Origin of the sequence: Polaribacter sp. PL03, from assembly GCF_033875165.1 — a bacterium.
Classification (GTDB): Bacteria; Bacteroidota; Bacteroidia; order Flavobacteriales; family Flavobacteriaceae; genus Polaribacter.
Genome location: NZ_JAWZSV010000010.1, coordinates 1 through 4,589, shown reverse-complemented (window position 1 = coordinate 4,589; position 4,589 = coordinate 1). Strand labels below are relative to the sequence as shown.

6 protein-coding genes are annotated in these 4,589 nt (G+C 28.6%); all 6 read left to right on the top strand.

The features are described 5' to 3' along the window. The coding region (locus tag SHK09_RS14940) for a hypothetical protein (protein WP_319811591.1) at nucleotides 1-336 on the top strand (336 nt) is incomplete at its 5' end. A 163-nt stretch (nucleotides 337-499) separates the two neighbouring features. Continuing rightward, nucleotides 500-1,378, top strand: coding sequence for a hypothetical protein (locus SHK09_RS14935; protein ID WP_319811590.1), 879 nt, complete (start codon nucleotides 500-502; stop codon nucleotides 1,376-1,378). A 185-nt stretch (nucleotides 1,379-1,563) separates the two neighbouring features. After that, nucleotides 1,564-2,187, top strand: coding sequence for a hypothetical protein (locus tag SHK09_RS14930; RefSeq protein WP_319811589.1), 624 nt, complete (start codon nucleotides 1,564-1,566; stop codon nucleotides 2,185-2,187). An 819-nt stretch (nucleotides 2,188-3,006) separates the two neighbouring features. Then, a complete protein-coding gene (locus tag SHK09_RS14925; RefSeq protein ID WP_319811588.1) occupies nucleotides 3,007-3,399 on the top strand; it encodes a contact-dependent growth inhibition system immunity protein in 393 nt (130 codons plus the stop codon). Between the two features lie 39 nt (nucleotides 3,400-3,438). Next, nucleotides 3,439-3,699, top strand: coding sequence for a hypothetical protein (locus SHK09_RS14920; RefSeq protein WP_319811587.1), 261 nt, complete (start codon nucleotides 3,439-3,441; stop codon nucleotides 3,697-3,699). A gap of 134 nt (nucleotides 3,700-3,833) precedes the next feature. Further along, complete coding sequence (locus SHK09_RS14915) at nucleotides 3,834-4,337, top strand: hypothetical protein (RefSeq protein ID WP_319811586.1); 504 nt, start codon at nucleotides 3,834-3,836, stop codon at nucleotides 4,335-4,337. Nucleotides 4,338-4,589 lie beyond the last annotated feature (252 nt).

Below are 4,589 nucleotides of genomic sequence, written 5' to 3'. Positions count from 1 at the left end.
ATTGGTAGAAGAATTAATGGAATTATGTTATTAGAACCTTATGGTGTATTTGGAAAAGATAAATTAAATCTGTTTGTAGACATATCATCTGGAAGCTACAATATGAATGGTTTTCAAGGAAATACAACTAAAACAACCTATTTTATTGGTGAAAATAATAATACTGGTGTAACTCATTTAGGAATTGGGAATACTTATTCAAAAAAGTTTAAGAAAATTGCAAAAGACTATTTTAAGTCTTGTCCTGATTTACTTGAAAAAATAAATAACAAATACTTTAGACGTTATGGAATTAGATCTATAATGGAATATTATGACCAAAATTGCGAAAGATAAAAACTGTTTGTAACACCGTATAAACTTTATTGCCGGTTTTAGCTCACTTAGGAAATTCCTCCGGAATTTCGCCGTTCGTGTTTTATTTACTAAATTCACTGCTTAAATAACGCAACAAAGCTTATACCAAAACGTTGCCAGCAATTAAACAGAACTTACAGAAATGATAGAATGGATTAACGAATTTTTTGGAGTTAAAAATGAAGTTTCTGTTCCTACATTAATTTCAATAATTGTGTTTATTGTTGGAGGAATAGTAAATTATTTGTTTTCAAGAATCAAATCCTACAACTTAAGAAAATCAAATCGAGAAAATTTTTGCCATTTATTAAAAGAAGTTGCCAAAGATTTGAAAATAAAGGAAAGAAACTTATCAAAATTCCATCCTCAAATCAATATGGAAAGAGAAGAAATTTGGAGTTTTAAGCATAGAGAGATAGTTTATCTAGAAACAATTTTTGAATTTAATTTTATTGATATTTATAACTCTTTTAGAAAACAGTTTTCGTTCTCTACAAACAAAAAAATGAAATCCAAAGCATTTCATAAAATTTGGTCTTTATTGAGAAAATATAAGTTTTATGAACAAAGGATAATGGAGAATTTAGATAATTTAGTAAAATCTCATAGTCAACAATTAGACAAATATAGTTTTCATTTGGAAAAATATAGAGAGCTTAAAGAACGAAATTATCACAAATATGGAACTGAATCTGCTTCTCAAAATGGAAAAGATATCGAGACAAAACTATTTTTAGAAAAAGAAAATGAAATTTGGTTTTTATGGCAAGATTTAGGAGAAATTAGAACACATCACTTTTATTCTTATAACAATTTAGTTTTACCTTTATTAGAGTTAAATAGAGATTATTCCGAATTAGCAATTACACTTGAATATGGAAAAATTCTTGTTCAATGTGGAATAGAATATCGTCAATTGGAAAGTATAATTAATTCATACAATCATATTTTTAAAGATTATTATTTAGGTTACAGAAGAGATCATAAACTATTGAATAAATATCTAGAATATATAAAATAACTGCTGGCAACACCGTATATAATTTATTGCTGGCTTCTAGCCTACTTACGAAAGTCCTCGCGGACTTTCTTGGTCGGTAATTATTTACTAAATTAGTTGCTTGAAACACGCAACAAACCATATACAACAACGTTGCCAACAATATGAAAAAACGAACATCCACATACATTTTAGTTATATTTATAATGTCATTTTTGTCTTGTAAAAGTCAGGAAAACAAACAATCTGAATTAATTAAAACACCAAAGTCGTTTAAAATTCTTGACGAAACAGAAGGCGATTTAGACAAAGACGGAATATCTGAAAAAGTTGTAGTTTACGATACAGAAAAGGAGACTGATTTAGGAACTGAAAGACAAATATTTATTTACAAAAAAAAGGATAATAAATGGGAGTTGTGGAAAAAATCAATTGGAGCAATATTGCCAAGTCAACACGGAGGAATGATGGGAGACCCTTTTGAGGGAATATCAATTGAACGAAATTGTATCGTAATTAATCATTTTGGCGGAAGTCGTCAAAAATGGAATTATACTCATAGGTTTAGATTTCAAAGCGGAGAATTTCAATTAATCGGAGCAACTGTGCATTTTGGTTCACCTTGTGATTATTTCTTCACTTTTGACTACAATCTGTCAAATGGAAAAATAAGTTACGAAAAGGAAACCGAAGATTGTGAGAATGAAAACTCAAAAATAGAGAAAGAAGAAATGATTAGGAAATTGGAAACTTTACCGACAATGAATGGTTTTTATCCTGGAAATACGGAATTAAAATTTCCAAAATCTGAAACGACAATATATTATTAAATAAAAATACTGTTGGCAACACCGTATATAATTTATTGCTGGCTTCTCGCCTACTTACGAAAGTCCTCGCGGACTTTCTTGGTTGATAATTATTTACTAAATTAGTTGCTTGAAACACGCAACAAACCATATACAACAACGTTGCCAAAAACTGGTGAATCGAGCCGAATACAAGTCATTTATTTAAATATAATTTTGGCTTTTTTTTAGTTTGTAAATCGGAATTCTGAAAAAAGTGGAACACTCTCTCGCGAATCAAAATTTTGAAAAGTTGGAGAAGTTTTCAAAATTTTACAAAAAAGGAATTTACTCAAACGCTGAAATCAAGATTGCGGAGAAATTATTCAAATATGAATTTCCATACTTTGCGGAATTGAGCAAAATGCAGAACAAAAATTGTGTGGAATTTTCTCTAAAATATAATTTAGAAAGGCTGAGAATTTTCTGAAAATTAAATAAAGTGAAAATTATTGTCGGAATTAAGCACGTGAGAAAACAATCAGACGCTGAAAAACCAAAATTGCGGAATTTTTACTCAGAATTTAATTTATCAAGTTTGCGGAATTGGAAATGTCTGAAAAATGGAAATTACTGAAATGCGTTGTTGTAAATTAAAAATAATCTGAAAAATGAACGAAATATGGAAATGGAAATAAAATAACGCATTTGGCAACACCTTGTATAAAAAATTGCTAAATTTGGCTTAATCAAAGGTTGTTGCATTTTTGTCAACTCCTATTTTCCTGCGGAAAATAGCCGTCGACTTAAAACGCAACTTTCCATACAAAACAACGTTGGCAACAAGCTGAAATCACTCTTATGGAAACAAAATCAATCGAACAATTAGAAAAAGATATTTGGAAAAATCCTTCCGAATTTCCGACTGATTTGGTTGAAAAATGTTATCATTATCGGAAAATCAGCATTGCGGAATTGACAAACGAACAGATAAGACTTCTGATTTCTCAAAAAATCGGAATTGAATATCTAATCGGAATCGCACTCGAAAAACTCGAACGGAATATTTTGACCGAATGTGATTTTTATGAAGGCGATTTACTTGTTGCAGTTTCGAATTTACCGACTGAATTTTGGACTGAAAATAAAACTGAATTTCTGACTTTTAAAAATATTGTGGAACAGAATTCGGAAATGATAAAAAATGAACTCGGAGAAAAGGAATTTGACCGAATAAATGAAAAACTAACTTAAATATATAATATAAATTTTAAAAAATGGGCTTTCCATTTTATGATTTGGATTTTAATAATTAATATTATTTCCTTCTATTTGACAATCAGCTATACAAGTATATTTAATGAAGGAGACAACACAGCACAAGTTTTATTTTATTTTGGAATTTTAGGAACAGTTTTACTTTTAATGAGTCTGATTTTTATAATTTTTAGTACTATAAAAAAAGAGAAGAAAAATTATCAATATTGGACTTCAATAGTTGGACTTGTCATTTTTGGAATTTTGCCAATTTTAGCAAGTTTATTTTTAAATTAATTTAGAGAATAATCGAACTGAATAAATAAAAGCCAGATTGCCAACACCGTATATAATTTATTGCTGGCTTCTTGCTTACTTGCGAAAGTCCTCCCGGACTTTCTTGGTCGGTAATTATTTACTAAATTAGTTGCTTGAAACACGCAACAAACCATATACAACAACGTTGGCAGCAAGTCAAAAAAACCTCACGCACTAATCAAAATTTAATTATGAAATTTTTACTTTATATTCTTCTAACTTATTCGGTAAATAGTTATTCACAAAAGACAAAAATCGCGAATTTATCATTCAACTTGAACAATGAAATTATAAGTAAAAATAATCGAAAAATAATTGAGAAAAACGGAAATACGACTTTCTATTTTAATGGAAATTATTTTGAGTATAATAAAAACTCTGAATTAATAAACGTGGAAAAAAATGAAATTGAAAATTTAATTATAAACTCTCTTTCTGAAATAATTATTTATAGGAACAAATTAATAGATGAAAACATAAAGAAATCTGAAAAAAATGGAAAACTAAAGATTTTAGAAAATTCTGAGGTATATAAACAGGTTTATATTTATGAAAGAAAAAATGATTCTATTTTAAAATATCCTGTAATATGGTTAGAGGTTATTGAATGCCAATAATGTTGAAAGAAAAAACCTGCTGCCAACACCGTATAAACTTTATTGCTGGTTTTGGCTCACTTGGGAAATTCCTCCGGAATTTCGCCGTTCGTGTTTTATTTAGTAAATTCACTGCTTAATCAACGCAACAAAGCTTATACAACAACGTTAGGCTCAATTGCTCAGAAATTTAAAAACTTTGTTCAAATTCTGAAAATATTTTCATTTTTTAAGTTTTTTATGTCTTTTAATCTCAAGTTTGTGGAACACTCT